The organism is Bradyrhizobium sp. NBAIM14, assembly GCF_020193895.1.
GTDB classification, from domain to species: Bacteria; Pseudomonadota; Alphaproteobacteria; order Rhizobiales; family Xanthobacteraceae; genus Bradyrhizobium; species Bradyrhizobium yuanmingense.
Genome location: NZ_JADYVQ010000003.1, coordinates 57,845 through 81,861, shown reverse-complemented (window position 1 = coordinate 81,861; position 24,017 = coordinate 57,845). Strand labels below are relative to the sequence as shown.

Sequence of the window (24,017 nt, the reverse complement as noted above, 5' to 3'; positions counted from 1 at the left end):
GCCTGTCGTTTGCCTGTCCTGACAAAATTCTCAAGGGAAATAACGACTTGGATTCGACTTTTGAATCTCGCCCGAAACGGGCCCGAAGGCCGGGCCGAGGCCCGGCCGGCCGCTCCTCGCCTGCGCAAGCTGGATGAGCTAAAAGTGCATAATCCCTTGGCTTTCGCCCGCTGCTATCAGGTGCTAAGAGGCGGCGGATATTCCCGTGGCGCGCCGAAAGCGCCGTTCCCAAGAGGCTTCCCCGATCATGGCAAAAATCAAGGTATCCAATCCCGTCGTCGAGCTCGATGGCGACGAGATGACCCGGATCATCTGGCAGTACATCAAGGACAAGCTGATCAACCCGTTCCTGGATGTCGAGCTGCTCTATTTCGACCTGGGCATGGAATACCGCGATCACACCAATGATCAGGTGACGATCGACGCCGCCGAGGCGATCAAGAAGGTCGGCGTCGGCGTCAAGTGCGCCACCATCACCCCGGATGAAGCTCGGGTGAAGGAGTTCAATCTCAAGCAGATGTGGAAGTCGCCGAACGGCACCATCCGCAACATCCTCGGCGGCGTGATCTTCCGCGAGCCGATCATCTGCAAGAACGTGCCACGCCTGGTTCCGGGCTGGACCAAGCCGATCATCATCGGCCGCCACGCCTATGGCGACCAGTACCGCGCCACCGACATCAAGTTCCCCGGCAAGGGCACCCTCTCGCTGAAGTTCGTCGGCGAGGACGGCACCGTGATCGAGAAGGAAGTGTTCAAGGCGCCCGGCGCCGGCGTCGCCATGGAGATGTACAATCTCGACGATTCCATCATCGACTTCGCCCGCGCCTCCTTCAATTACGGCCTGCTGCGCAATTGTCCGGTGTACCTGTCGACCAAGAACACGATCCTCAAGGTCTATGACGGGCGCTTCAAGGACATCTTCCAGGATATCTTCGACCGCGAGTTCAAGAAGGAGTTCGACGCCAAGGGCCTGACCTACGAGCACCGCCTGATCGACGACATGGTCGCTTCGGCGCTGAAATGGTCCGGCGGCTATGTCTGGGCCTGCAAGAACTACGACGGCGACGTGCAGTCCGACACGGTCGCGCAGGGCTACGGCTCGCTCGGCCTGATGACCTCGGTGCTGCTCACCCCCGACGGCAAGACTGTCGAGGCGGAAGCTGCACACGGCACCGTGACCCGCCACTACCGCGAGCACCAGAAGGGCAAGGAGACCTCGACCAACTCGATCGCGTCGATCTTCGCCTGGACGAGAGGCCTGTCGCACCGCGCCAAGCTCGACAACAACCCCGAGCTCGCCAAGTTCGCGGCCACGCTGGAGAAGGTCTGCGTCGACACCGTCGAGGCCGGCTATATGACCAAGGACCTTGCGCTGCTGGTCGGCGCCGACCAGCGCTGGCTCTCGACCACCGGCTTCCTCGACAAGGTCGCCGAGAACCTCACGAAAGAGCTGGCGGCATAAGCTGTCTGCAATTTCGCCCGACTGGGCCAGACATGATCAAGGGCCGCGCCAAAGCGCGGCCCTTTTTCAATTCTGTGGCCCTCGCGCGGAGATGCGCCATGCCGATCACACTGTGCCGGGCCGAACTGGGGGCTCGCCGACGGCAGCGCGGTGACGGGTAAAGCCGCCGGCAATGCGCCGGGCGCGACCGCAGCCGACATTCCCTGGCTGAAACTGGACGTCACCTCGCATCGCGGCAGCGGCGCACTCACGCCCGAGACCACGGTCCAGCGCATCAACACCCATGGCGGCAAGCTCGACGGTGCCTGCGACAAGGCCGGCGAATTCAGGAGCGTGCCCTACTCGGCTGACTACGTCTTCCTGAAGAAGGGCTGACCGCTTTACGGGCCGAACCGCGCGGCGCGATCAAGGCGCCACGCCGATGCCATTGAAGCAGGTGAGACGACCCTGGCGACGCGCGCCTTACGCGCCCGCCATCGCTTTTTCGATCGCGCTCAGGGCCTCGGACGCCTTGGCGCCATCGGGGCCGCCGGCCTGGGCCATGTCGGGCCGGCCGCCGCCGCCCTTGCCGCCGAGCGCCTCGGAGGCGATGCGCACGAGATTCACGGCATTGAAGCGCGCGGTGAGGTCCTGCGTGACGCCAACCACGATTCCGGCCTTGCCGTCCCCGGTGACGCCGACGATGGCGACGACGCCGGAGCCGATCTGCTTCTTGCCGTCGTCGGCGAGACTCTTGAGATCCTTCATCTCGATGCCTTCGACCGCACGCGCCATCAGCTTGACGCCGCCGGCCTCGCGCACGCCCGACGCTGCGCCGTTGTTGCCGGCTGCGGCGCCGCCGCCCATCGCCAGCTTCTTGCGGGCATCGGAGAGTTCGCGCTCGAGCTTCTTGCGCTCCTCCATCAGCGCCGAGATGCGCGCCGGCACGTCGTCGAGCGAGGTGCGCAGCTCGTTCGCCGCGATCTTCGCCAGCGCCATGGTGTCGTTGGCATGTTTTCGCGCGTAGTTGCCCGTCAGCGCCTCGATGCGGCGCACGCCGGAGGCGACCGCGCTCTCGCTCGTGACCGTGATCAGGCCGATATCGCCGGTGCGCTTCACATGGGTGCCGCCGCAGAGCTCGACCGACCAGCCGAGCGAATTGGCGCCGCGCTCGCGCGCGGTCCTGCCCATCGAAACGACGCGGACCTCGTCGCCGTATTTCTCGCCGAACAGCGCGCGCGCCCCGGCCTCACGGGCCTCGTCGACGCCCATGACGCGCGTGGTGACCTCGTCGTTCTCCAGCACCACGTCGTTGGCGATGTCCTCGACCCGGGCGAGTTCCTCCGCCGTGATCGGCTTCGGATGCACGAAGTCGAAGCGCAGCCGGTCCGGCGCGACCATCGAGCCGCGCTGGGCGATGTGATCGCCGAGCACCTGGCGCAGCGCCTCGTGGATGATGTGGGTCGCGGAGTGATGGGCGCGGATGGTCGAGCGCCTGGAATGATCGACCTCGAGCTGCAGCGCCGTGCCGAGCTTCAGTTCGCCGCTCTCGACCGTGCCGATATGGACGAAGAGATCGCCGAGCTTCTTCTGCGTATCAGTGACGCGGACCTTGATGCCGCCCTCGCCCGAGAGCACGCCGGTGTCGCCGACCTGGCCGCCGGACTCCGCATAGAACGGCGTCTGGTTCAGCACGATCGCACCGGTCTCGCCGGCCTTGAGGCTCGTCACCTCGGCGCCATCCTTGACCAGCGCCGAGACCACGCCTTCGGCACTCTCGGTCTCGTACCCCAGGAATTCGGTCGCCCCGAGCTTCTCGCGCAGCGGGAACCAGATCGCCTCGGAGGCCGCCTCACCCGAGCCCTTCCAGGACTCGCGCGCCTTGGCCTTCTGGCGCTCCATCGCGTCGGTGAACGCGGCCTGGTCGACGCCAATGCCGCGCGACTTCAGCGCGTCCTGCGTCAGGTCGAGCGGGAAGCCGTAGGTGTCGTAGAGCGTGAAGGCGACGTCGCCGTCGAACATGTCGCCCTTCTTCAGACCGGCGCTCTTCTCGTCGAGAATGGCCAAGCCGCGTGACAGAGTCTTGCGGAAGCGGGTCTCTTCCAGCCGCAGCGTTTCCTCGATCAGCTTTTCCGCGCGCATCAATTCCGGATAGGCCTGGCCCATCTCGCGCACCAGCGCCCAGACCAGCCGGTGCATCAGCGGCTCCTTGGCACCCAAGAGCTGCGCATGGCGCATCGCCCGGCGCATGATCCGGCGCAGCACATAGCCGCGGCCCTCGTTCGAGGGCAGCACGCCGTCGGAGACCAGGAAGGCCGAGGAGCGCAAGTGGTCGGCAATGACGCGGAACGAGGCGACGTTCTGCTCGTTCGGGCCGCTGCCGAGCGCGGACGCGGCCGCGTCGATCAGGTTCTTGAACAGGTCGGTCTCGAACACGCTCTCGACGCCCTGGAGGATGCAGGCCATGCGCTCCAGGCCCATGCCGGTGTCGATCGAGGGACGCGGCAGATTCACGCGCTCCTCCTTCGTCACCTGCTCGTATTGCATGAACACGAGATTCCAGAATTCGAGGAAGCGGTCGCCGTCCTCTTCCGGCGAGCCGGGAGGACCGCCCCAGATGTGCTCGCCGCGGTCGATGAAGATCTCCGAGCACGGGCCGCACGGCCCGGTGTCGCCCATCGCCCAGAAATTGTCCGAGGTCGGGATGCGGATGATGCGGTCGTCGGAGAAGCCGGCGATCTTCTTCCACAGACCGGCCGCCTCGTCGTCGGTGTGGTAGACGGTGACGAGCAGCTTGTCCTTCTTCAGCCCGAACTCGCTCGTGATCAGCTTCCAGGCGAGCTCGATCGCGCGCTCCTTGAAGTAATCGCCGAACGAGAAATTGCCGAGCATCTCGAAGAAGGTGAGATGGCGCGCGGTGTAGCCGACATTGTCGAGGTCGTTGTGCTTGCCGCCGGCGCGCACGCATTTCTGCGAGGTGGTGGCGCGCTGATAGGGCCGCTTCTCGACGCCGGTGAAGACGTTCTTGAACTGCACCATGCCGGCATTGGTGAACATCAACGTCGGGTCGTTGCGCGGCACGAGTGGCGAGGACGGCACGATCTCGTGGCCGTTCTCGGCAAAGAAGTTCAGAAAGGTCGACCTGATCTCGTTGACGCCGCTCATGTTCATCCAATCGGGTATGCTTGGGCCCGCTTTTCGCGGTCCAAACCGGACCGTTAAGGCTGATATCTGCGGGCCAAAGCGCTTTTAGACAAGGCCAGCTTCGCTGTCCAGAAACTGTGCAGGGAGATCAGAGGGTTGCCGCAGGCGCGCAATCTCGTTGGATAGGGCGCGCGGACGCGTTGACAGGCTTGGCTCCGCTGTGGTCTCTACCCATCTGTATCGTACGGCCACGTCGGGAGAGACCGGCATTGGGTGCCGGCGCCGAAGGAGCAACCGCCCCGGAAACTCTCAGGCAAAAGGACCGCGTGGCTTTGACAGCATCTGGAAAGAGTCGCCGACGGGTCTAGGCCCGGACAGCGTCCGCCGACGGGATAATACTCTCAGGCACAGCGACAGATGGGGCTTCGACTGGTGTCCATCGGGGAATCCTCCCCGGGGAACCGCCGAGGGCCCTCAAGATGCTAGCGCACGATCAAGACTCACTGAAACGTACCCCCCTCTACGACCTTCACGTGTCCCTGGGCGGCAAGATGGTGCCGTTCGCGGGCTATGACATGCCCGTGCAGTACCCCGCGGGCGTCTTGAAAGAGCACCTCCATACCCGCACCAAAGCGGGCCTGTTCGACGTCTCCCACATGGGCCAGCTCGCGCTCCGGCCGAAATCCGGCAATGTGGAGGACGCCGCCCGCGCGCTGGAGCGGCTGGTGCCGCAGGACATCGTGGCGATCGCCGCAGGGCGGCAGCGCTACGCCCAGTTCACCAATGACGACGGCGGCATTCTCGACGACCTGATGGTCGCCAATTTCGGCGATCACCTGTTCCTGGTCGTCAACGCCGCCTGCAAAGCCCAGGACGAGGCGCATCTGGGCGCGAACCTGTCCGACGCCTGCGTGATCGAGCAGCTTGCCAACCGCGCGCTGATCGCGTTGCAGGGCCCGAAGGCGGAAGCGGCGCTGGCGAAATTCTGTGCAGAGGTATCAGGCATGAAGTTCATGGACGCCGGCCCGCACGAGGTTGCCGGCATCAAGTGCTTCGTCTCGCGCTCCGGCTACACCGGCGAGGACGGCTTCGAGATCTCGGTTCCAGCAGGCGATGCCGAACGCCTCGCAAAGATGCTGCTGGAAAATCCCGACGTGCTGCCGATCGGCCTCGGGGCCCGCGACAGCCTGCGGCTGGAAGCCGGGCTCTGCCTGTACGGCCACGACATCGACGCCACGACCACTCCGGCCGAGGCCGCGCTAGAATGGTCGGTGCAGAAGAGCCGCCGCACCGGCGGTGCACGCGCCGGCGGCTTTCCCGGCGCTGCGAAGATCCTCGCCCATTTCGATGGCGGCGCATCCCGCCGCCGCGTCGGCTTGCGCGCCGAAGGCCGCGCGCCGGTGCGCGAGGGCGCGCTGCTGTTTGCGAATGACGCGGGCGGCGAGCCGATCGGAAAAGTCACCTCGGGCGGCTTCGGCCCGAGCCTGAATGCGCCGGTTGCGATGGGCTACGTGCCCACGAATCTGAGCGCGCTTGGCACAAAACTCTTCGCCGAGGTGCGCGGCCAGCGACTGCCCTTGCAGGTCGCCGCCATGCCCTTCGTCAAGAACACCTACAAACGCTGAGGATTCGAAATGACCACGACGCTGTACACCTCTGATCACGAATGGCTGGCGATCGACGGCGATGTCGCCACCGTCGGCATCACCGATTACGCGCAGCAGCAGCTCGGCGACGTCGTGTTCGTCGAGCTGCCCAAGGTCGGCCGCGCGCTGAAGAAGGCCGAAGCCGCCGCCGTCGTCGAATCCGTCAAGGCTGCCTCGGACGTCTACGCGCCCGTTACCGGCGAAGTGCTCGAGACCAATGCCGAGCTCGCGGCCGAGCCGGCGCTGGTGAACTCGGACGCGCAAGGCAAGGCCTGGTTCTTCAAGATCAAGATGGCCGACAGAAGCGAGCTCGGCGGCCTCATGGATGAAGCCGCCTACAAGGCGCATACGGCGTGAGATGAAGCGAAGTCTAACCTCATGCTCAGTGTCATCACCCGCGAAGGCGGGTGATCCAGTACGCCGCGGCCCCTCGGTTCAATCCGCGCTGCTGGAGAGTACTGGATGCCCCGCCTTCGCGGGGCATGACACTGACAGCGAAATCTGAAGCGAGGACCCAATGATGACCGCGCACCGCAAGTCCAACGGCGACACCGCCACCTCCTTCGTCCGCCGCCACATCGGCCCATCGGCGCGCGATGTCACCGCCATGCTCGAGACAGTCGGCGCCAAGAGCGTCGATGCGCTGATCGCGGAGACCTTGCCGGCCTCGATCCGGCAGGCCGCCCCGCTCGATCTGGGCAAGCCCTTGAGCGAGACCGAGGCGATCGCGCACATGACCGAGCTTGCGCGTCAAAACCAGGTGTTCACCTCGCTGATCGGCCAGGGCTATTCAGGCACCATCCTGCCTGCGGTGATCCAGCGCAACATCCTGGAGAACCCGGCCTGGTACACGGCCTATACGCCCTACCAGCCGGAGATCAGCCAGGGCCGGCTGGAAGCGCTGCTCAACTTCCAGACCATGATCTGCGACCTCACCGGGCTCGACGTCGCCAACGCCTCGCTGCTCGATGAAGCCACCGCGGCGGCCGAAGCCATGGCGCTCGCCGAGCGCCACTCGCAGGTCAAGGCAAGGGCCTTCTTCGTCGACAAGGACGTGCATCCGCAGACGCTGGCGGTGATGCGCACCCGCGCCGAGCCGCTGGGGTGGACTCTGGTCGTCGGCGATCCCCTCACCGATCTCGACAAAGCGGACGTGCTCGGTGCGCTGCTGCAATACCCCGGTTCTTCGGGCGCGTTGCGCGACCTCAGGCCCGCGATCGCCGCGCTGAAGGCCAAGGGCGCACTCGCGATTCTAGCCGCCGACCTCCTCGCGCTGACGCTGCTCGCCTCGCCCGGCGAGCTCGGGGCCGACATCGCCATCGGCTCGGCCCAGCGCTTCGGCGTGCCGATGGGCTATGGCGGGCCGCACGCCGCCTATATGGCGGTGCACGATGCGCTGAAGCGTTCGCTGCCCGGCCGCATCGTCGGCCTCTCCATCGATTCCCGCGGTGCGCCGGCCTATCGGCTCGCGCTGCAGACCCGCGAGCAGCACATCCGCCGCGAGAAGGCGACCTCCAACATCTGCACCGCGCAGGTGCTGCTCGCCGTGATCGCCTCGATGTATGCGGTCTATCACGGTCCCGAGGGCCTGGCCCAGATCGCACGCAACGTGCATCGCCGCGCCGCCGTGCTCGCGACCGGCTTGCGCAAGCTCGGCTTTGCGCCTGCCAGCGAAAGCTTCTTCGACACGCTCAGCGTCGATTGCAGCGGCAAGCGCGAGGAGATCGTCGCGCGCGCTTTGGCCGAGAAGATCAATCTCGGCATCAGTGATACCGCCCTTCGCATCGCGCTCGACGAGACCACGACGCCCGCGACGGTCGAAGCCGTCTGGCGCGCCTTCGGCGGCAAGCTTGCCTATGCCGAGATCGACGCCGAGACGCGCGAGGCGCTGCCGGACGACTTGAAGCGCGGCACCGCGTTCCTGACCCATCCGGTGTTCCATGCGCACCGCTCGGAGACCGAGATGCTGCGCTACATGCGCAAGCTCAGTGATCGCGACCTCGCGCTCGACCGCGCCATGATCCCGCTTGGATCCTGCACCATGAAGCTGAACGCGACCACCGAGATGATGCCGCTGACCTGGCCGGAATTCGGCTCGCTGCATCCGTTCGCCCCGCGCGAGCAAGCTCAAGGCTATCACGCGCTGTTCGCACGCCTGGAGAAATGGCTCTGCGACATCACCGGCTATGACGCGATCTCGCTGCAGCCGAACTCGGGCGCGCAGGGCGAATATGCCGGGCTGCTCGCGATCCGCGGCTATCATGCCGCGCGCGGACAGGGCCATCGCAAGATCTGCCTGATCCCCTCCTCCGCCCACGGCACCAATCCGGCATCGGCCGCGATGGTCGGCATGGACGTGGTGGTGGTGTCTTGCGAGAAGAACGGCGACGTCGACGTCAATGATCTCCGCGCCAAGGCGGAGAAGCACGCGAACGACCTCGCAGCTGTCATGATCACCTATCCCTCGACCCACGGCGTGTTCGAGGAGCACATCCGCGAGATCTGCGACATCGTGCACGGCCATGGCGGCCAGGTGTATCTCGACGGCGCCAACCTCAATGCGCAGGTCGGCCTTTCCAGGCCCGGCGATTACGGCGCCGACGTCAGCCATCTCAACCTGCACAAGACCTTCTGCATCCCGCATGGCGGCGGCGGCCCCGGCATGGGCCCGATCGGCGTCAAGGCGCATCTCGCCCCGTTCCTCCCCGGCCACCCCGCGACGAAGGCAGACGCGCCGGTCGGTCCGGTCTCGGCCGCGTCGTTCGGTTCGGCGTCGATCCTTACCATCTCCTACATCTACATCCTGATGATGGGCGGTGAAGGCCTGAAGCGCGCCACCGAGATCGCGATCCTCAACGCCAATTACATCGCAGCGCGCCTCGATCCGCATTTCCCGGTGCTCTACAAGAACGAGAAGGGACGCGTCGCGCATGAGTGCATCGTCGATCCGCGTCCGCTGAAGACGACGAGTGGCGTCACCGTCGACGACATCGCAAAGCGCCTGATCGATTACGGCTTCCACGCCCCGACCATGAGCTTCCCGGTACCGGGCACGCTGATGATCGAGCCGACCGAATCGGAATCCAAGGCCGAGCTGGATCGTTTTTGCGACGCCATGATCGCGATCCGCAAGGAAATCGCCGAGGTCGAGGCCGGTCGCTTTGAGATCGCAGCCTCGCCCTTGCGCCACGCCCCGCACACCGTGCACGACATCGCCGACGACGATTGGAAGCGCGCCTACACCCGCAGCGAAGGTTGCTTCCCCGACGGCGTCTCGCGCACCGACAAATATTGGTGCCCCGTCGGCCGCGTCGACAACGTCTACGGCGACCGCAACCTGGTGTGCTCCTGCCCGCCGGTGAGCGATTACGCAGAAGCTGCGGAGTAGGATGTGTAGGGTGGGTTAGCCTCGCGGCTGCGCAAAGCGCAGTCCGCGACGCGTAACCCACCACTTCTGCGTCCGCTGAACCGAACGGTGGTGGATTACGCCTTCGGCCCTACGGCACTGCGTGCGCCGCTAGGGCGCAATCAACAACCGGCGCTCGCCATCCCACCGCCAAAGCCGTTCATTGGTGAGAAGCGTGCCGCCCCACCAACGTCGAATCGGATTGTGGCGACGGAAATCTTCGCGGCCTTCCAGAACCGCTTTGCCAAATTCGGTCAGCGACAACCGGCTCCGACGATAGGCGGCGTTGCGACCTCGCGCATCGTGCGGGGCGAGCGTCGCGAGTTTCGGATCGAGACCTGCGACCGCCGGCATCGGGCCCGACGCAAGCCCTTCGAGCAACGGACCCAGCTCCCACTGGTCGAACACGCGCGTTTCGAGCAGCCCGCCCGGCTGAAACAGTTCTTTTGTACGGTTGTGCCCCCTTGCAATCAGCTCGATAAGCCGCGCCTCCGTCGCGCCCAATCCGGTGATTGGTGACGGCAGTTCAGCTAGCAACGCTTCCAGAGCCGGCTTCAGGAAAGGTAGCCTGGGTAAATCCCTTGTCAGCAACCCGAAGCAAAGTTCAGGCGTCGGCGCCCGATACGCCTCCCAGGCCATGTTGGCTATCTCGAAGTCGCACTCTGCGATCTCCGATTCCCGCACCGTACGATCGCGAAGTTGCGGGCCGTCCGCTTCGCGCAGATCGAAATTGACCCGTCGCAGTCTCAGACAATGGGTGATCGATGGATGGGACCGCAAATAGTCCAGGATCCAGATCAGTTGCAATTGACTGTTAGGCTCAGGGTCGAACCACAGCTCGATGAACTCGACGCCATAGGTCTCGCAAAACCAAACCAGGCCAGTCTCCTTGTGTGCGAGACCGGTCTGAGGCAACCGGCCAACAAGATCGGACCACCGCACCTCCGGATCGCCCCTGTAATAGCCTCCCGTAAGATAGTCCTCGAGGTGGTGCGACGTAGGCAACGGCCCCCAAACGAACCGAAAGATCAACGGGACGACCATGTCAGCACGACCGGCATAGGTGAGACCAACGCCGGACGAACTAGTCAGAATCACACGCTTCATCGTCGACGCGCCCTCACGCAAAACGAAACGGGCACCGAAGACGTCGGCAACTCAACGTCCTCAGTGCCCGCTCCTCGCGAAAAATTTTCGCGTTAGGTCTTACTCGTCCGCCGGCTCCTCGCCGTCGGCGTCGCGCTCCGGCGTGCCGGCCAGAATCTGCTCGGCGATCAAACCGGAATTCTGGCGGATCGCGGTCTCGATCTTGGCGGTGATGTCGGGGTTGCCCTTGAGGAACGCTTTGGCGTTCTCGCGGCCCTGGCCGAGGCGCTGGCTGTCATAGGAGAACCAGGCGCCGGACTTCTCGACGATACCGGCCTTGACGCCGAGATCGAGGATCTCGCCCATCTTGGAGACGCCCTCGCCGTACATGATGTCGAACTCGACCTGCTTGAAGGGCGGGGCCAGCTTGTTCTTGACCACCTTGACGCGCGTGGTGTTGCCGACCACCTCGTCGCGCTCCTTGATCGCGCCGATGCGGCGGATGTCGAGGCGGACGGAGGCGTAGAATTTCAGCGCATTGCCGCCGGTGGTGGTTTCCGGCGAGCCGTACATCACACCGATCTTCATGCGGATCTGGTTGATGAAGATCACCATGGTGTTGGACTTGTTGATGGAGGCCGTCAGCTTGCGCAGCGCCTGGCTCATCAACCGCGCTTGAAGTCCCGGCAGCGCATCGCCCATCTCGCCCTCGAGCTCGGCCTTCGGCACCAGCGCCGCCACCGAATCGACCACGAGAACGTCGACGGCGCCCGAGCGCACCAGGGTGTCGCAAATCTCCAGCGCCTGCTCGCCGGTGTCGGGCTGCGAGATCAGGAGCTCGTCGATGTTGACGCCGAGCTTGCGGGCATAGACCGGATCGAGCGCGTGCTCGGCGTCGATGAAGGCGCAGATGCCGCCCTTCTTCTGCGCTTCCGCCACCGTATGCAGCGCCAGCGTGGTCTTGCCCGAGGATTCCGGCCCGTAGATCTCGACGATGCGTCCCTTGGGCAGGCCGCCGATGCCGAGCGCGATATCGAGCCCGAGCGACCCGGAGGACACCGCCTCGATGTCCATGGAGCGGTCGTTCTTGCCGAGCTTCATCACCGAGCCCTTGCCGAACTGCCGCTCGATCTGGGAGAGCGCGGCGGCCAGAGCTTTACTCTTGTCCATGGAAGATCCTTCGACGATACGCAGGGCAGTTGCGGACATTGGGTCGTGCTCCTTATGGCGAGGATTCGCGTGAGGGACAAACGGTTGCGAGGCAGCTCGGCGATAAAAGCAATGTACCCCATTTGTTCTCAGTTCGCAATATGTTCTTTTGCGGATTTTGTCTTTCTGACTGGACCAGGAGACAACGGAGCTGGTCGAACCGGCCATGCTGGATCGTCACGCCGTCCGCACTGTGCACAACTGAACAGACGCGGATCCATTTCTGGATCCTAATGCATCACACCGCGCGGACCCTGGCCACTATCGGTGATGAGAACGCTGACCTCGCGCTCCCACCTCCTCGCACGGAAAGAGCGCGCCATGTTGAAGCGACGACGTTTCAAGCAGCAACTGACCCTTCAGGACCGGCTGTCGGCATGGGTGAAGCAGGTCCGCGAGCAGGCGTCCAAGCTACCTCCCGGGCCGGAGCGGGACGCGCTGCTCAAGAAGGCGCGCCAGGCCGACGTTGCCAATCATCTGAACGATTGGGTCAAATCGCCGGGGCTGCAGCCGCCGGAATAGTCGCCTACGCCGGGTTCCTCGACGCGACCATGACCGGGATCAACGACGCGCGACCAGGGCGCCGTCATGTTTCCGTAATCCTGCGGCACCGAACCTTTTCGCGGTCTCGGGCCTTCTGTGGGGATGGGACCGCAACTTTTGGGGATCTCTGGTCATGACGAACAACGACACGCAGCACGATACGCTGAGGCGAAAGCCGCTGCTGGACGCCGCCCACGAGGAGATGGTGAAGTTCGAGCGCAAGGAAAACGAGTTCCGCAAGAAGGACCGCGAAGAGCGCGCCGCCGAGCTCCGTCTGCCGCTGAACGAGATCAAGGTTCATTAGGCACTGCCAGGACCGCCGTCCGGAGCGGGCCAGGCCCGCCCGCGATGCGGCACTCCGCTCTGTTCCTTGCCCGGAACCTCCGATCGGCATCGCCGGTCGGGGCGCCGCGACCGCGGATGCACCAGGTAGCTAAATACTACCAGCAACCCATTGGCGAAGCGATGAAATCGCCAGGACCCCTACTGTGCATGGGGTTGTTTTGCCACTTTTGAGAGGCAAGGCGCGCCGGCGCCTTCGATAGGACGGCCCAGCACGTCAGTTCCGTCTGCAGCAGCGCCTGCTAGAGCACCGCCAGCAAAACCAGACCTATCACCAGCACGACGAAGCCAGCCGCCGTCGCGGCGGCGAATGACCGCTCTACGTTATCCATATGATGCCACCCCGTTTCCGGCGCGCCACGTTTCCCCCATGGCTGCGCCGAACGGATAAAATCTTGCCGACGGGTGTGTCCGCAGTGGTGCGGACGGATGTCGAAATTGGGACCGGTACGGGGCCAGTGTGCGGCCTTTCGATCGCGCACCTGCCGGCGGTCCGCCTGTCAGGCTGTCGTCAGCCAGCCGGCTAGGGTCGCCCGGCTACCGGCCAGCGCGGGGCTCCTGCTCCTCCTGCGTCAGGCGCAGCGAGAAGGCGCGGATCGCGGGCGCCGCCAGCAGCACGACCGGCAGCATCGCGGCCCATGCGATCAGCCAGGACACCATCCAGTGCCGCACGAAGAGCATCGGGCTGCCGGCGGGAAAGCTGGCGATCCCCGCCGCGATCAGCGAGGTCAGCCCGGACTGGATGATGCCGAAGACGAAATGCGAGTAGCGGCGGGGAATGCCGAGCATGAGGCGCCCATGGTTGCTTGCCCGCGAGTCGGGCAAGCAAGGCACATGCCGTTAACCTAAAGCGGATCCGGCGCCGCAGGTTGGAACCGCGGCCTGCCGAACGCATCGCGTCCGGGCTCCAGGAACTTTGTTCATGGTCGGAGAACCACGGAGGCCGTGGGCGACATTTTGCTTTCTGCGGAATATTGCGACGACCAACATGTTTGCAGGCATGAGGGTGAATCGTGGGAGGTGACCATGAATCACAGGGGCGTCGAGTTCACCATCGCCAAGACGGCGATTCCCGGAATCTGGCAATGGCAGTTTCGCATCGGCGACCGGATCAAGACCGGCAAGACCGAGACCCGGATCGACCTGCTGGCGATCCGGCGCGTGCAGCTGCGCATCGACCGCGAGCTGAAGGCGATCGGGCGAAAGACGGCCTGAACCGTTTCGCCCTCTGCGCCATAGCGCGCGTCAGTCGGCGCTGGGCAGCCGACGCATGGTGAACTCGATATCGCCGCCGGGCAATTCGCGCCAGGTCTCGACCTCGCTCATATAGCCGGCCTTGGGGTAGCGGGCGAAGAAGGCCTGCGCCCGCTCCCGTGCCGCCGCCCGCGGCAGCGTGAAGGTCTCGCGCAGATAGCCATCGCCGGCGGACTGGCCGGGCTTGCCGGCCGCCTTGCGCCGGCGCGCCATCCGCTCGGCGAGATCCCGCGGACGATCGGCCATGTCCTGCCTTCCTCTGCGCACTACGCTACCGACAATGTAGGGCGCGGGCCGGATCAAGAGGAGTCCTTCCGAGGAGCATTGTGCCTCCCCGGAACGGGTCAATTGGCGGCCGTCCCGCTCTTGGCCTTCTTCGGCGCACTGGTTGCGGCCGACGACGCCTTCGGCGCCGCCGGCTGCTTCGGCTGTTCGGCACGCATGCCACCCCAGGGATCGCTGGACGCCTTGGTATCCGGAATCTTCTTCAGTGTTTCCTTGTAGGCCTTCTCACGTTCGGCCTCGATGGCCTTCTCCTCCGGCGACTTGCTCGGGGCATCCTGCATCAAGTTGATGTTGGGCATTTGCGCGTAGGCAGGTCCCGCCAGCACGGCCAGCACCGCGGCCAAACGGAAAAGCTTCATCATTCACTCCTTAAGTCTTCCATGAGGCGCGGATCGCCCGTGCCCTGTCATCCTCGTCAGCCCGGTCACGACCGGTGGCCGCTAGTGCCGATCCGATCGGCATGATTTGGGCGTCTGCAGCCAATCGTCCCAGATCGGACCGCATTTGGTGCACCCGCTCAGCGCGAGACCGAGCAGGCCCATGCAAAAGACGAGGATACAGCGACGCAACATCATCCACCCCTACCCAAGCCAGGCATCATATCGGGCCAAGTCAGGCATTTTCAAGCCGAGGCGGCCGGCGCCAGACCGGGTGACTTTGCCTCGCGGATGCGCGCACAATGCGGTGAAACATCCGGCAACACAGGAGAGCGCGACAGCAATGCAAACGCAGCCAGAAGCCGAGTTCGGCCTCGCCGACGCCAGACGCATCCTCGGCGAGGTCTTTGCGCCCTGGGTCCAGGACCTCAACCTCGCGGTCGAGCGCATCGAGCATGTGCCGCGCGCGGACGTCCCGGATTGGCAGCCCGGCGCGCTGCTGCGCATGCCGTTTTCGGAGCGGCTGTGCCGCAATGGCGGCGTGGTCTGCGGCCAGGCCCTGATGGCGCTCGCCGATACCGCAATGGTGATCGCGATCCTCGCGGCCAATCGCGGCTACCGTCCCATGACCACGGTCGATCAGACCACGCATTTCATGCGCGCGATCGCCGCGTCCGACGTGCTGGCGGATGCGCGCGTGGTGCGGCTCGGGCGCACCATGAGCTTTGGCCGCGTCACGCTGCTCTCGGCCGCCGACGGCAAGCCGACCGCGATGGTGTCGAGCGCGTTCGCGATGCTGCCGGGGTGAACGCGCCCTGAAAACAAGAGAGCCGCGCGAAGCGCAAGGCTCGACGCGGCTCTCGATGGAAATCGGGTCGGGACAGCAAGCGCGATCGCGCTTGCCGTCATTGCGCCGGCAATGTCACTTGCCGAGGATCTCGTCGGCCGCGGTGACGACGCTGACGGTCGGATTCTTTCCGCAATAGGCGCCGAACTTCTTGGCATTCTCGATGAAGATGTCGGTGTCGATGATCGCGTTGTCTTCGTCGCCCTTGTACCAGCCGTCCATCCAGGTCAGCACGACGCCGATGTTGTCCTCGCCGCTCTCGAGGAACTGCTTGCAGGTCATGGTCGAGAGGTCCCACTTGACGGCGTGGGCGGGTATCGAGGCCAGCGAGAGCGCTGCGGCGAACAAAAGCGAAAGCGAAGTCTTCATCAATATCTCCATCGGCGTGTCACGCCATAAAGGAAAGGCACTTGTGTAGGCTCTTTGGGTAGGCTCTTTGGGCAGGTTCGTGGGAGCGGCTCGCCGCTCTAACGTCGTAAACAAAGTCTGAAACGCCGTGCAAGTAGCGCCAGTATTGAGTTTAGTTCAACGTAATTTCTATGCACTACTTCATACTCATCGGCAGGACTAACGCGGATGATTGAGAAGCGCACATCGCAACGTCACCGTGTTTTCAAGGGCGGAAAGATCACGTTCGAAAACAGCGGCATTCCTTGCACGGTGCGAAACATGTCGGCGGGCGGCGCGGCGATCGACCTCGACACTCCCGTCATGTTGCCGCAATCGGTCACGCTCTCGATCGCCTGTGACCATTTCGTACGGCATTGTCGCACAGTTTGGCGCAGCGACAAGCGCGTCGGCCTCGCTTTCGTGCAATAGCGGGCGCGATGTGAACGAAGGTTCGCATCGCGTGCACACCACCATCATGACTGGCTCGCAATCACGCGCGTAACACCCGCGAGCGATGATGAGCCCCGCAACGTCGATCGACTCGACGCGGTCATTGGGCGGGCACTGCGCCTGCGCTGAGGCGGCCCTCAGCGCCAGCACGGCGGCGTGATGACCAGAATCCGCATTACCGCAATCCCCCACCTCTGGGGTACAAGCCAGCCCCCAATCGCGGAATAGCGATGTCCGGGTTCCGGGACCTCAGCAAATCTTGATCGGCCTTGACTTCGTCCGATCGCATTCGTGCCTATCTGTCGGCCCGCAGGGGACCTTTCACGGATGTTGCGGATCATTGCTCATGCGGCGCTGCTCATTGGCGCGCTTGCGCTCGGTGCCTGCGGCTTTGCCGACAGCCGCGCACCGGTGCCGGAATTCATGCGCATGAAGGAGCCCGAGCAGCCGCCGGAAGCGCCGCCCGACGTCAAGCGCGTGGTGCGCGAGCAGATCGACGTCGTCTTTCTCGCAACGTCCTATCCGCGCGAGGTTCACGTCGCCCCGCCGCATCGTGAGCTGCGAGGACCGGGCTGGACCGCGTGCGTCCGCGCGCAGCTCACCTCGGCGACCGGTACGTCGCTCGGCGCCCAGACCTACATCGTGACGATCAACGACGGCAGGGTCGTGGACCGCCGGCGCGCCGACGCCGACGACATCTGCGGCACGGAGACTTACGAGCCGATCTAGGAACCCGCCCCTGACGACAGGTTCCGGGAAAAACCTGTAGATGACCCGGAACGATCACCGCCTCCCCTTCTTGTTACCGCCGAGGGCAGTTTCGAGGAGGACATGATGAGGACGTTGACTATTGCGCTGCTGGCAGGCGTGGGGGCCTTGGCCGCCGCCTCGGGGGCCAAGGCTTCCGATATCTATACGACCAGCGAATACACCAATCCGGATCTCGTGCAGCAGGTGCGACTCGTCTGCGACGAGGATGGTCGCTGCTATCGCACGCGCGGCGGGTCGCGCGTGATCGTGCGCGATTCCTACAATTACATGCCGCGCGACCGCTACTATGAGCGCCGGAGCTATCATCGCCACTACGATGACGGCCCGCGCGCCGGCGTCGGCATTCGCGCGCCCGGCGTCAGCGTCGGCGTCGGTAGCTGGTGAGCGATGAAGGCTTGATGGTCGGAGACCGGGCGAGACTATTCGCCCGGTCCCGTGACCTCAGGTTTCGAGTGGATCGGCCGGCGTGATGTAGCGCGTCGATGACGGCAGCTGAGCGATGAAGCGGGCGAGCACCATGCCGGCGCACATCGCCACGACAAAGATGACGGCGGAGAGCGAGCCAAATCCGAGCGCGGTCAGCGCCGGCCCCGGGCAAAAGCCTACCAGCCCCCAGCCGATGCCGAAGATCGCCGGACCTGCGACGATCCTGGGATCGATGTCTCGCCGCGTCGGCAAATAGAATCGATCAGCGAAGAATGGACGCGGAAGCTTGAGAACGCGGCTGAAGCCGACGAAGGTCACGGCCACCGCGCCCGCCATCACGAAGGCGAGGCTTGCATCCCATGTCCCTGCCTGAATGCCGGCGACGTCCAGGAAGTTCAGCACCTTTGCGGGGTTCGACATGCCGGAGACGATGAGGCCGAGGCCGAAGATCAGCCCAATCGCGAATTGAACCAGGATTGCCATCGCCGTCAGTTCCAGTGCCGCATCAAGAACACGGTCGCCATGCCGGCGGCCATGAAGGTGATGGTCGCAACCAGCGAGCGCACCGACAGCCGCGACAGGCCGCAAACGCCGTGGCCCGAGGTGCAGCCGCTGCCCCACACCGAACCGAAACCCGTGAGCAATCCGCCGATGATCAGGAGGGCCGGCCCCGCCGCGATCGTCTGCTCCGGCAGACCTCCGGTGACGAGCCGGACCAGCACGGGCGCAGCAGCAAGACCGGCGACGAAGGCAAGGCGCCCAGCGAGTTCGCTGTCCTCATAGGGCGGAAACAGCCGCGCCGCGATGCCGCTGACGCCGGCGATCCGACCCGTTGCCCACATCAGCAGAACGGCCGCGAGGCCAATCATCGCACCGCCAACGAGCGACGCGATCGGCGTAAAAGACGTCGTGACCATGACCTCTCCTGAGCGAGAGCGCCCTTGCGTAGGGCGCAAATACCATGGGCGCGCTATCCCAGCATCTCGGAAAGATGCGCGCATTGAGCTTGGTCAAACCAAAGCGGGACGGCCAAACGATATACTACAACACCGCGAGCCCGAAAGTCCGCGCAGTGCTGGAGATTCTTTGCCGGCTCTTCTGCGCCGGCAAGTCGGACTCTCGCCTTCGCAAAACGCGGGGAGCATGGGATGAATGACGACACCTTCATCGAGGGGCCTCTCTACGAGAAGCGGAAGAAGGTCTACCCGCAGTCGGTCAATGGCCCTTTCCGCCGCATCAAATGGGCGATCCTGTGCGTCACGCTCGGAACCTATTACCTGCTGCCGTTCGTGCGCTGGAATCGCGGACCCGGCCTGCCCGACCAGGCCGTGCTGATCGACTTCCCGCATCGGCGCTTCTATTTCTTCTTCATCGAGTTGTGGCCGCAGGAGGTCTATTATTTCACCGGTCTCCTCATCATCGCGGCGATGATTCTGTTCCTGATGAACGCGGTCGCGGGACGGCTGTGGTGCGGCTACATGTGCCCGCAGACCGTGTGGACCGACCTGTTCTACGCGGTCGAGCGTTGGGTCGAGGGCGACCGGCGCGAGCGCATGCAGGGCGACAAGCGCTACTGGACGTTCGACCACCTTCGCAAGGTCGCGCTCAAGCACTTCCTCTGGATCATGATCGCCTGGTGGACCGGCGGCGCCTGGGTGCTCTACTTTTCCGACGCGCCGACGCTGGTGAAGGAGCTCGCGACCTTCCAGGCCCCGTTCATCGCCTATCTCTGGATCGGCATCCTCACCGCTACGACCTATGTCTTTGCCGGTCACGCCCGCGAGCAGATGTGCATCTACATGTGCCCGTGGCCGCGGATCCAGGCAGCGCTGACCGACGAATGGGCGCTCAACGTCACCTATCGGCGTGACCGCGGCGAGCCGCGCATGTCGGTGAAGAAGGCGGATGCCGCGCGCGCCCATGGCGATCCCGCCGGCGATTGCGTCGACTGCCATCAGTGCATCAATGTCTGCCCCACCGGCATCGACATCCGCCACGGCATCCAGCTCGGCTGCATCCAGTGCGGCCTGTGCATCGACGCCTGCGATAACGTCATGCGCGACATCGGCCGGCCCCAGGGCCTGATCGGCTACGACACCGACATCAACATGCAGCGCCGACGCGAGGGCAAGCCGCCGATCTACCGCATCATCCGTCCGCGCACGCTGATCTATGCCGCGGCCATCGCCATTGTGGGCAGCATCATGCTGTACACTCTCGCCACTCGCGCGACGATGGACGTCAACGTACTGCACGAGCGCAATCCCCTCTTCGTCCAGCTTTCGGACGGCGGCGTGCGCAACGACTACACCGTGCGTATCCTCAACAAGAGTGCACAGGGATCGTTTGCGCTCGAAGTCTCCGGTCTGCCGGGCGCGACCATTCGCGTCGCCGGCATCGAGGCGGAACCTGGCGGCAAGCCCATCATCGAGGTCGGGCAGGATCAGACCCGCGAGGTCAGGCTGTCGGTACAGGTTGGGCCCAGCGACTTGCCGAAGACCTCCCGCGACATCGAGATCACCATCACCGATACCACCAGCGGCGGCCGCGCGAGCACCCGCGATCATTTCGTGCCGGGAGACTAGCCACGATTCCTCAGGGTCAAGCCGCGGCCGGATGCTGAATGGAATGTTAACACCACCGCTCGAATTGCGGCGGCGTGCCAACGGTATTTTCCAATCTTTGCGCTAAGCATAACCGGTGGCACGGGCTCAGCTCGCGTGAACGGGGACGACGGGACGTGGTCGACATCGCGCATCAGGCTGCGATCAATCCGGCATCGGCAAGGGATGCCGTGACGGCGCGCGCGCCTGTCCCGCTTGCCGCCGTCGACACCGGCCAATGGCGCGCGCTGGCGCAGCGGGCGATCGAGCCGAACGGATATTACCTGCCTGCCTGGGAGCTCGCCGTCAGCGCAACTGCGCGCGGTCGCACGGATGCCTTGGCGCTAGCCGCATTTGACGGCACTTCGGCCCGGCTGATCGGCCTGATGCCGGTGGTCTCACTCTGGCGCGCTTTGAAGATTCCCCTGCCCGCCCTGGTGAGCGCGCATCCCTATGGCACGCTGTGCAGCCCGCTGCTCGACCGCGACGCTCCGCTCGAAGCCGCCAAGCGTCTGCTGCAGCAGGCGCGCGAGGCCGGCGCGCATGCGCTCGTGCTGACCGACGTCGCGCTCGACGGCGCAGCCATGGCATCACTCAACCAGGTGCTGAAGCGCGACGGCCTGAAGCCGAGAATCCTCAGCTCCTACATCCGCGCCAGCCTCGATGCGACGCAGGATGGCGACACGCTGTTGCGCGAGGCGCTCGGCGCCAAGAAGCTCAAGGAGCTGCGGCGCCAGCGTCACCGTCTCGAGGAGCACGGCCCCGTCGTGTTCGAGGTTGCGCGCAGCACCGACCAGATCGGACGTGCGCTCGAAACCTTTCTGCAGCTCGAAGCCAGCGGCTGGAAGGGCAAGCGCGGCACCGCGCTGGTCCAGCATCCGGGCGACGCAACGTTCATCCGCCGCGCAGTTCCCGCGCTGGCAGAGACCGCGCAGTGCGAGATCGTCACCCTTCGCGCCGGCGCGACGCCGATTGCCGCCGGCATCGTGTTGCGCCATCAGGATCGTGCCTTCTTCTTCAAGCTCGGGATCGACGAGCGCTTTGCAAAATATTCGCCGGGCGTGCAGCTCACGCTCGACCTCACCCGCCATCTCTGCGCCGACCCCGCCGTCGCCAGCGCGGACTCGACGGCGAATGCCGATCACCCCATGATCAACCCGATCTGGCGCGGACGCCTCGCGATTGGCGATGTGCTGATCCCGCTGCGGCGGCACGACCCGGTCGTGGCGCTCATTCACGGCGCGCTGGTCGGCCTCAACGCCGCGCACGAGGCCGCGCGCGGCGTGGTTCGCCGGCTCCGAAAATAAAAAGTTACTCCGCCGCCTGCGCGTTGATCTCCTCGGAGACCTGGCGGATGGCGCGGGCAAGCAGGTTCGGATCCTGCGCGCCGGAGACGGCGTACTTCTGCGCAAAGACGTAGGTCGGCACGCCGGAGATGCCCTTGTCGGCGGCTTCCTGCGCATCTGCCGAGACGCGCGCGACGTCTTCGTCGGTGGCGAGGCGCTTGCGCACGTCGTCGGCGTCGAGGCCGATGTCGGCTGCCGCCTGCACCAGCACGTTCACATCGGTGAGATCACCGCCGTCGCGGAAGTACAGCTCCATCAGGCGCTGCTTCATCTCAGGCGCCTTGCCGATCGCTTCCGCCCAGAGGATCAGGCGGTGGCAGTCGGTCGTGTTGGGCTGGCGCGCCACGAGCTCCGGCTTGTAGACGAGCCCCTCCTCGCTCGCGGCCGCGACGACGCGTCCCGCAATGCCCTTATAGGCTTCGACCGAGCCGAACTTCTGGGTGAGATAGGCCTCGCGGCTGATGCCCTCGCGCGGCACCCAGGGATTGAGGAAGAAAGGACGGAAATTGAGCTTGACCGGAACGTCAGGCACCAGCGCCAGCGCGCTCTCGATGCGATGCTTGCCGATATAGCACCAGGGGCAGACCACATCTGAGACGACGTCGATCTGGAGCGGTTTCAGCGTGCTCATGTCAGGCGCCTCCTTCGGGCACTTCGAGGGTCCGCCCGAACATAAGCCGAACCGGGGGCGGCGCAAGGCACCCGTCCTGCATGGCTCACGACTTCACCTCTGCGGTTATTGTGACCGGTTCTCCCCGCCCCGATACTTACGGCCACGATACTTACGGCCACAATCAAGCCCAAAGGGGAGACCGCGATGAGCGCCATTTTCAAGCCGGACGGCGAACTGTTCCGGGCCACCGAGCATGCCGGCGGGCCGTGGTCGCCGGACATGCTGCAGGGAAGCGCCACCACCGCGCTGATGACCCGTGAGGTCGAGCGCCTCGCCGCCAGATCCGGCTTTGCTGTGCGGCGCCTGACCTTCGATCTGTGGCGGCCGGCGGGCCTGCGCCTGTTCAGGGCGGTCAGCGAGCTGCTGCGCGACGGTCGCAAGGCCAAGACCCTGCAGGTGCGGCTGATGGACGGCGAGACCGAGATCGGCCGCTGCACGGCGCTGCTGACGGCGCCGAGCGGCGAGTCGCCCATCGATCCGTTCGCGAGGCCCACGCCCGTCGACAAGGGCCCCGAGGCCGGCAGCCCGCCGCCCGCCTTCGCGCAGAAATGGAGCCGTTATTTCCAGAACGTGTCGGTGCGGCTCATTGAGGGCGCGCTGGAGAAGCCGGGCCCGGCCGCGGCCTGGATGCGGCTCGATGCGCCGCTGGTCGAGGGCGAGCCGAACACGCCGCTGCTCCAGGCGGTGCAGGCGGCGGACTTCTCCAGCGGCGTCGCGCAGATCGTCGACATGCGCCAATGGACCTTCATCAACCCGGAGATCAGCCTCTATTTCTTCCGTCCGCCCGAGGGCGAATGGATCCTGATCCGCGCCGCGACGCGCGTCGGCGCCCATGGCGCGGGCCTCACCACGGCGACACTGAGTGACCGCAACGGGCCGTTCGCGGAGGTGATGCAGGCCATGAGCTTCGAGCGGCGCGAAGCCGTGCAGGCTCAAGCGTCCTGATCTGCAAGCGCGACCAAGGCGGCCTCGGAGGCGGCATCAACAGGCATGAACATCTCGACGCGAAGCTCCTGCAGCGTGACGTCCTGCGGGGTGCCGAGCGTCAGCACCGCACCGATCAAACCAACGCCGATATCGCCCTTGCGCAGGCGCACCTCGCAGAGCGGCCCCGGGGCCGCGTTGTCCTCGGTCGCCTCAGGCAGCTGCGGCAGCCGCATCAATTCGCGCCAGGTCGATTGCAGGGCCTCATCGAGCGGCGCGGCCATCGCCTCATGCCGCGCCCGTGCCAGCAGCGCGGCCGCAACAATCGGCCAGTTCTCGACGAACGGCTTGAGCTCGTCGGGAGCGAGGAACATGCGCATGTGGTTGAGCGGCCGCTGCATGCGTAGAGGGCCAAGCAGCATGGTCATCAGGCGCGAGGCGGCGCGATTGGCCTGCATCACGTTCCAGCGCCGGTCGGTGACGATTGCCGGGAACGGCTCGTGACGGAGAAGCAGAAGATCGATGGCACGCCGCGCCTCGGCAAGCTCCGGCGCCGACAGATCGCGCTCGCCATATTGCCGCGCGAAGCCGCCGGCCTCGAGCAGCGCATTGCGATCACGCAACGACAGATCGAGCGCGGAGGCGAGCTGCAGCAGGATGTCCCGGCTTGCCGCCGCCTTCCCGGTCTCGACATAGCTCAGATGCTTGATCGAAATGCCGGCCTCGAACGCCAGCTCCGCCTGGCTCAATGCACGACGGGTGCGCCAGCGGCGCAGGAGATCACCGACGGGATTGGCCGGCCGCAATCGCCGGAACGCGCGTGTGTCCATCCGCCGATTATGCGAGCGCTGCTC

Annotated in this window: 25 protein-coding genes, 2 pseudogenes and 1 riboswitch; of the genes and pseudogenes, 16 read left to right on the top strand and 11 right to left on the bottom strand. The window is 65.1% G+C overall.

The window, feature by feature from the left end; genetic code table 11:
* The first annotated feature begins 247 nt into the window (after positions 1 to 247).
* Entirely contained in the window at positions 248 to 1,462 is a 1,215-nt protein-coding gene (locus tag I6F28_RS09220; protein WP_225139752.1) for an NADP-dependent isocitrate dehydrogenase, read from the top strand.
* A 108-nt stretch (positions 1,463 to 1,570) separates the two neighbouring features.
* Positions 1,571 to 1,837: pseudogene (locus tag I6F28_RS09215) on the top strand (DUF3455 domain-containing protein); the annotation flags it as partial.
* An 87-nt stretch (positions 1,838 to 1,924) separates the two neighbouring features.
* On the opposite strand, the gene alaS reads toward I6F28_RS09215, so the two are convergent.
* Positions 1,925 to 4,606 carry an alanine--tRNA ligase gene (gene alaS / locus I6F28_RS09210; protein WP_225139751.1) on the bottom strand — a complete coding sequence of 894 codons (2,682 nt, stop codon included), beginning with the start codon at positions 4,604 to 4,606 and terminating at the stop codon, positions 1,925 to 1,927.
* A gap of 223 nt (positions 4,607 to 4,829) precedes the next feature.
* A riboswitch (glycine riboswitch) is annotated at positions 4,830 to 4,919 on the top strand.
* Between the two features lie 145 nt (positions 4,920 to 5,064).
* On the opposite strand from alaS, the gene gcvT reads away from it, so the two are divergent.
* The 3 genes from gcvT to gcvP all read left to right on the top strand — a co-directional run bounded on the left by gcvT (position 5,065) and on the right by gcvP (position 9,619).
* Entirely contained in the window at positions 5,065 to 6,210 is a 1,146-nt protein-coding gene (gcvT, locus tag I6F28_RS09205) for a glycine cleavage system aminomethyltransferase GcvT (protein WP_225139750.1), read from the top strand.
* A 9-nt stretch (positions 6,211 to 6,219) separates the two neighbouring features.
* Positions 6,220 to 6,588 carry a glycine cleavage system protein GcvH gene (gcvH, locus tag I6F28_RS09200; RefSeq protein ID WP_225139749.1) on the top strand — a complete coding sequence of 123 codons (369 nt, stop codon included), beginning with the start codon at positions 6,220 to 6,222 and terminating at the stop codon, positions 6,586 to 6,588.
* A 163-nt stretch (positions 6,589 to 6,751) separates the two neighbouring features.
* Positions 6,752 to 9,619 carry an aminomethyl-transferring glycine dehydrogenase gene (gene gcvP, locus I6F28_RS09195; RefSeq protein WP_225139947.1) on the top strand — a complete coding sequence of 956 codons (2,868 nt, stop codon included), beginning with the start codon at positions 6,752 to 6,754 and terminating at the stop codon, positions 9,617 to 9,619.
* Positions 9,620 to 9,748: 129 nt separating this feature from the next.
* Here gcvP and I6F28_RS09190 read toward each other — a convergent pair whose 3' ends face one another.
* Positions 9,749 to 10,744, bottom strand: coding sequence for a hypothetical protein (locus tag I6F28_RS09190; protein ID WP_036012995.1), 996 nt, complete (start codon positions 10,742 to 10,744; stop codon positions 9,749 to 9,751).
* A gap of 99 nt (positions 10,745 to 10,843) precedes the next feature.
* On the bottom strand, positions 10,844 to 11,932 hold the full coding sequence (gene recA / locus I6F28_RS09185; RefSeq protein WP_027577058.1) for a recombinase RecA: 1,089 nt from the start codon (positions 11,930 to 11,932) through the stop codon (positions 10,844 to 10,846).
* 321 nt (positions 11,933 to 12,253) lie between these two features.
* Here recA and I6F28_RS09180 point away from each other — a divergent pair, with 321 nt between their 5' ends.
* Positions 12,254 to 12,454 (top strand): hypothetical protein, encoded by a 201-nt coding sequence (locus I6F28_RS09180; RefSeq protein WP_036043863.1) that lies wholly within the window; start codon positions 12,254 to 12,256, stop codon positions 12,452 to 12,454.
* Positions 12,455 to 12,608: 154 nt separating this feature from the next.
* Positions 12,609 to 12,779 carry a hypothetical protein gene (locus tag I6F28_RS09175; protein WP_225114240.1) on the top strand — a complete coding sequence of 57 codons (171 nt, stop codon included), beginning with the start codon at positions 12,609 to 12,611 and terminating at the stop codon, positions 12,777 to 12,779.
* A gap of 575 nt (positions 12,780 to 13,354) precedes the next feature.
* Here I6F28_RS09175 and I6F28_RS09170 read toward each other — a convergent pair.
* Positions 13,355 to 13,606 carry a DUF2798 domain-containing protein gene (locus I6F28_RS09170; RefSeq protein ID WP_109143204.1) on the bottom strand — a complete coding sequence of 84 codons (252 nt, stop codon included), beginning with the start codon at positions 13,604 to 13,606 and terminating at the stop codon, positions 13,355 to 13,357.
* Between the two features lie 237 nt (positions 13,607 to 13,843).
* Here I6F28_RS09170 and I6F28_RS09165 point away from each other — a divergent pair, with 237 nt between their 5' ends.
* Positions 13,844 to 14,032 (top strand): hypothetical protein, encoded by a 189-nt coding sequence (locus tag I6F28_RS09165; RefSeq protein WP_109143203.1) that lies wholly within the window; start codon positions 13,844 to 13,846, stop codon positions 14,030 to 14,032.
* Positions 14,033 to 14,062: 30 nt separating this feature from the next.
* Here the strand turns inward: I6F28_RS09165 and I6F28_RS09160 are convergent, their stop codons facing one another.
* Both I6F28_RS09160 and I6F28_RS09155 read right to left on the bottom strand, forming a co-directional pair.
* Complete coding sequence (locus I6F28_RS09160; protein WP_036013009.1) at positions 14,063 to 14,317, bottom strand: hypothetical protein; 255 nt, start codon at positions 14,315 to 14,317, stop codon at positions 14,063 to 14,065.
* A gap of 98 nt (positions 14,318 to 14,415) precedes the next feature.
* Positions 14,416 to 14,715, bottom strand: coding sequence for a hypothetical protein (locus tag I6F28_RS09155; protein ID WP_128264514.1), 300 nt, complete (start codon positions 14,713 to 14,715; stop codon positions 14,416 to 14,418).
* A 361-nt stretch (positions 14,716 to 15,076) separates the two neighbouring features.
* On the opposite strand from I6F28_RS09155, the gene I6F28_RS09150 reads away from it, so the two are divergent.
* The gene (locus I6F28_RS09150; protein WP_225124725.1) at positions 15,077 to 15,541 is read left to right on the top strand and encodes a PaaI family thioesterase; all 465 of its coding nucleotides are present in this window, start codon (positions 15,077 to 15,079) and stop codon (positions 15,539 to 15,541) included.
* Between the two features lie 114 nt (positions 15,542 to 15,655).
* Here the strand turns inward: I6F28_RS09150 and I6F28_RS09145 are convergent, their stop codons facing one another.
* Positions 15,656 to 15,949, bottom strand: coding sequence for an HdeA/HdeB family chaperone (locus I6F28_RS09145; protein WP_225139748.1), 294 nt, complete (start codon positions 15,947 to 15,949; stop codon positions 15,656 to 15,658).
* A 207-nt stretch (positions 15,950 to 16,156) separates the two neighbouring features.
* On the opposite strand from I6F28_RS09145, the gene I6F28_RS09140 reads away from it, so the two are divergent.
* The 3 genes from I6F28_RS09140 (at position 16,157) to I6F28_RS09130 (ending at position 17,575) form a co-directional block, all read left to right on the top strand.
* Complete coding sequence (locus I6F28_RS09140; RefSeq protein ID WP_036013011.1) at positions 16,157 to 16,399, top strand: PilZ domain-containing protein; 243 nt, start codon at positions 16,157 to 16,159, stop codon at positions 16,397 to 16,399.
* 348 nt (positions 16,400 to 16,747) lie between these two features.
* Positions 16,748 to 17,149 (top strand): hypothetical protein, encoded by a 402-nt coding sequence (locus I6F28_RS09135; RefSeq protein WP_036027875.1) that lies wholly within the window; start codon positions 16,748 to 16,750, stop codon positions 17,147 to 17,149.
* A gap of 102 nt (positions 17,150 to 17,251) precedes the next feature.
* Entirely contained in the window at positions 17,252 to 17,575 is a 324-nt protein-coding gene (locus I6F28_RS09130) for a hypothetical protein (RefSeq protein WP_036013014.1), read from the top strand.
* 57 nt (positions 17,576 to 17,632) lie between these two features.
* Here I6F28_RS09130 and I6F28_RS09125 read toward each other — a convergent pair whose 3' ends face one another.
* Both I6F28_RS09125 and I6F28_RS09120 read right to left on the bottom strand, forming a co-directional pair.
* Entirely contained in the window at positions 17,633 to 18,100 is a 468-nt protein-coding gene (locus I6F28_RS09125) for a DUF6691 family protein (protein ID WP_036013015.1), read from the bottom strand.
* A gap of 5 nt (positions 18,101 to 18,105) precedes the next feature.
* Entirely contained in the window at positions 18,106 to 18,534 is a 429-nt protein-coding gene (locus tag I6F28_RS09120) for a YeeE/YedE family protein (protein ID WP_036013017.1), read from the bottom strand.
* A 50-nt stretch (positions 18,535 to 18,584) separates the two neighbouring features.
* Here I6F28_RS09120 and I6F28_RS09115 point away from each other — a divergent pair.
* The 3 genes and pseudogenes from I6F28_RS09115 to I6F28_RS09105 all read left to right on the top strand — a co-directional run.
* Positions 18,585 to 18,773: pseudogene (locus I6F28_RS09115) on the top strand (ArsR/SmtB family transcription factor); the annotation flags it as partial.
* Positions 18,766 to 20,202: a cytochrome c oxidase accessory protein CcoG gene (gene ccoG / locus I6F28_RS09110; RefSeq protein WP_225139747.1), complete on the top strand. Its 1,437-nt coding sequence runs from the start codon at positions 18,766 to 18,768 to the stop codon at positions 20,200 to 20,202. The pseudogene I6F28_RS09115 and the gene ccoG, both read left to right, overlap by 8 nt.
* Positions 20,203 to 20,357: 155 nt before the next feature.
* Positions 20,358 to 21,527 carry a GNAT family N-acetyltransferase gene (locus tag I6F28_RS09105; RefSeq protein WP_057030320.1) on the top strand — a complete coding sequence of 390 codons (1,170 nt, stop codon included), beginning with the start codon at positions 20,358 to 20,360 and terminating at the stop codon, positions 21,525 to 21,527.
* Positions 21,528 to 21,531: 4 nt separating this feature from the next.
* On the opposite strand, the gene I6F28_RS09100 is transcribed toward I6F28_RS09105, so the two are convergent.
* On the bottom strand, positions 21,532 to 22,197 hold the full coding sequence (locus I6F28_RS09100; RefSeq protein WP_036043828.1) for a DsbA family oxidoreductase: 666 nt from the start codon (positions 22,195 to 22,197) through the stop codon (positions 21,532 to 21,534).
* A 186-nt stretch (positions 22,198 to 22,383) separates the two neighbouring features.
* Here I6F28_RS09100 and I6F28_RS09095 point away from each other — a divergent pair, with 186 nt between their 5' ends.
* Positions 22,384 to 23,184, top strand: coding sequence for a thioesterase family protein (locus I6F28_RS09095; RefSeq protein ID WP_225114246.1), 801 nt, complete (start codon positions 22,384 to 22,386; stop codon positions 23,182 to 23,184).
* On the opposite strand, the gene I6F28_RS09090 is transcribed toward I6F28_RS09095, so the two are convergent.
* Entirely contained in the window at positions 23,172 to 23,993 is an 822-nt protein-coding gene (locus I6F28_RS09090; RefSeq protein WP_109143197.1) for a helix-turn-helix domain-containing protein, read from the bottom strand. The genes I6F28_RS09095 and I6F28_RS09090 overlap by 13 nt on opposite strands.
* Positions 23,994 to 24,017 lie beyond the last annotated feature (24 nt).

Coding starts and splice junctions, on each gene's coding strand:
- I6F28_RS09220 (WP_225139752.1), top strand. CDS start 248: ATGGCAAAAATCAAGGTATCCAATCCCGTCGTCGAGCTCGATGGCGAC.
- alaS (WP_225139751.1), bottom strand. CDS start 4,606: ATGAGCGGCGTCAACGAGATCAGGTCGACCTTTCTGAACTTCTTTGCC.
- gcvT (WP_225139750.1), top strand. CDS start 5,065: ATGCTAGCGCACGATCAAGACTCACTGAAACGTACCCCCCTCTACGAC.
- gcvH (WP_225139749.1), top strand. CDS start 6,220: ATGACCACGACGCTGTACACCTCTGATCACGAATGGCTGGCGATCGAC.
- gcvP (WP_225139947.1), top strand. CDS start 6,752: ATGACCGCGCACCGCAAGTCCAACGGCGACACCGCCACCTCCTTCGTC.
- I6F28_RS09190 (WP_036012995.1), bottom strand. CDS start 10,744: ATGAAGCGTGTGATTCTGACTAGTTCGTCCGGCGTTGGTCTCACCTAT.
- recA (WP_027577058.1), bottom strand. CDS start 11,932: ATGTCCGCAACTGCCCTGCGTATCGTCGAAGGATCTTCCATGGACAAG.
- I6F28_RS09180 (WP_036043863.1), top strand. CDS start 12,254: ATGTTGAAGCGACGACGTTTCAAGCAGCAACTGACCCTTCAGGACCGG.
- I6F28_RS09175 (WP_225114240.1), top strand. CDS start 12,609: ATGACGAACAACGACACGCAGCACGATACGCTGAGGCGAAAGCCGCTG.
- I6F28_RS09170 (WP_109143204.1), bottom strand. CDS start 13,606: ATGCTCGGCATTCCCCGCCGCTACTCGCATTTCGTCTTCGGCATCATC.
- I6F28_RS09165 (WP_109143203.1), top strand. CDS start 13,844: ATGAATCACAGGGGCGTCGAGTTCACCATCGCCAAGACGGCGATTCCC.
- I6F28_RS09160 (WP_036013009.1), bottom strand. CDS start 14,317: ATGGCCGATCGTCCGCGGGATCTCGCCGAGCGGATGGCGCGCCGGCGC.
- I6F28_RS09155 (WP_128264514.1), bottom strand. CDS start 14,715: ATGAAGCTTTTCCGTTTGGCCGCGGTGCTGGCCGTGCTGGCGGGACCT.
- I6F28_RS09150 (WP_225124725.1), top strand. CDS start 15,077: ATGCAAACGCAGCCAGAAGCCGAGTTCGGCCTCGCCGACGCCAGACGC.
- I6F28_RS09145 (WP_225139748.1), bottom strand. CDS start 15,949: ATGAAGACTTCGCTTTCGCTTTTGTTCGCCGCAGCGCTCTCGCTGGCC.
- I6F28_RS09140 (WP_036013011.1), top strand. CDS start 16,157: ATGATTGAGAAGCGCACATCGCAACGTCACCGTGTTTTCAAGGGCGGA.
- I6F28_RS09135 (WP_036027875.1), top strand. CDS start 16,748: ATGTTGCGGATCATTGCTCATGCGGCGCTGCTCATTGGCGCGCTTGCG.
- I6F28_RS09130 (WP_036013014.1), top strand. CDS start 17,252: ATGATGAGGACGTTGACTATTGCGCTGCTGGCAGGCGTGGGGGCCTTG.
- I6F28_RS09125 (WP_036013015.1), bottom strand. CDS start 18,100: ATGGCAATCCTGGTTCAATTCGCGATTGGGCTGATCTTCGGCCTCGGC.
- I6F28_RS09120 (WP_036013017.1), bottom strand. CDS start 18,534: ATGGTCACGACGTCTTTTACGCCGATCGCGTCGCTCGTTGGCGGTGCG.
- ccoG (WP_225139747.1), top strand. CDS start 18,766: ATGAATGACGACACCTTCATCGAGGGGCCTCTCTACGAGAAGCGGAAG.
- I6F28_RS09100 (WP_036043828.1), bottom strand. CDS start 22,197: ATGAGCACGCTGAAACCGCTCCAGATCGACGTCGTCTCAGATGTGGTC.
- I6F28_RS09095 (WP_225114246.1), top strand. CDS start 22,384: ATGAGCGCCATTTTCAAGCCGGACGGCGAACTGTTCCGGGCCACCGAG.
- I6F28_RS09090 (WP_109143197.1), bottom strand. CDS start 23,993: ATGGACACACGCGCGTTCCGGCGATTGCGGCCGGCCAATCCCGTCGGT.